We start from the raw sequence: 1,419 nt of genomic DNA on the forward strand, positions 1-1,419 counted from the left end.
GAGATGAAGATGGCCGCCGTGCGGGCGATTGCCGCCCTTGCCCGCGAAGAGCCGTCGGACGTCGCGGCGCGCGCCTATTCCGGCGAGACGCCGGTGTTCGGCCCGGATTTCCTGATCCCCTCGCCCTTCGACCCGCGCCTCATCCTGCGCATCGCGCCGGCAGTGGCGAAAGCCGCCTGCGATACCGGGGTGGCGACACGGCCGATCGCAGACTTCGCGGCCTATATCGACAAGCTCAACCGCTTCGTCTTCCGCTCCGGCCTGGTGATGAAGCCGGTCTTTTCGTCGGCCAAAGCCTCCAGCGCCAAGCGCGTCATCTATGCCGACGGCGAGGACGAGCGCGTGCTGCGCGCCGCGCAGGTGGTGCTGGAGGAAGGTATCGCCGAGCCTATCCTGATCGGCCGCCCGCATGTCGTGGAGGTCCGGCTGAAGCGCTACGGGCTGCGCATCCGGCCGGGCGTCGATTTCGGCCTGATCAACCCGGAAGACGATCCGCGTTACCGCCACTATGTCGATCTGCTGATAGAACTCGCCGGCCGACGCGGCATTACGACGGAAGCCGCCCGCACCATGGTGCGCACCAACAATACGGTGATCGCGGCGCTCGCGCTGAAGCGTGGCGATGCGGATGCGATGGTCTGCGGGCTCGAAGGCCGCTTCGAGCGGCATCTGCGCAATGTCGCGCTGATCATCGGGCCGCGCCCCGGCGTCAAGGACCACGACCTGTCGACGCTCTCGATGCTGATTTCGCAGCGCGGCATCATTTTCCTGACCGACACCTATGTCACCATCGATCCGACGGCCGAGGAGATCGCCGAGATGACCGTCCTGGCGGCCGAGGAGATCAGGCGTTTCGGCATGGAACCCAAGGCCGCCCTGCTCTCGTTCTCGGATTTCGGTTCGCGCGACGCGCCGACCGCGCTCAAAATGCGGGAGGCCGCGGCGATCCTGGCGCGCATCGCGCCCGACCTGCAATGCGACGGCGAGATGCATGCCGATACAGCGCTGTCGGAACATCTGCGCCAGCGCGTCTATCCGCATTCGCGGCTGAAGGGTGAAGCCAATCTGCTGGTGTTCCCGAACCTCGATTCGGCAAACATCACGCTGACGGCGCTGCGCGCCATGATGGACGCGCTGCATGTGGGGCCGATCCTGCTCGGCACCGACAAGCCGGCGCATATCCTGACGCCTTCGGTGACCTCGCGCGGCGTGGTCAACATGACGGCTTTGGCGGTGGTCGAGGCGGCGCACAAGGCGCAGGCGATCGCCGATCTGGGTTGAGGACGCTCTGGCCGTAAACACCGATGATGCTTCATTGTAAGGTGGTTGCGGCCATCACGGCCTCACTGCCACGCTTCGACGTTCAAGCGCGAAAGACGAATGGGCAGATGCGAGGGTTGAATGAGCTTCGAACTAGCC

General features: G+C 65.5%; 1 protein-coding gene. It reads left to right on the forward strand.

Translation table 11 applies throughout. The features are described 5' to 3' along the window. Positions 1-1,281 (forward strand): phosphate acyltransferase (locus EOA38_RS36570; protein WP_281060168.1); only part of this gene is annotated, 1,281 nt, incomplete at its 5' end. Between the last annotated feature and the right edge of the window lie 138 nt (positions 1,282-1,419).

It is taken from the genome of Mesorhizobium sp. M1E.F.Ca.ET.041.01.1.1 (genome assembly GCF_003997355.1).
Lineage (GTDB): Bacteria > Pseudomonadota > Alphaproteobacteria > Rhizobiales > Rhizobiaceae > Mesorhizobium.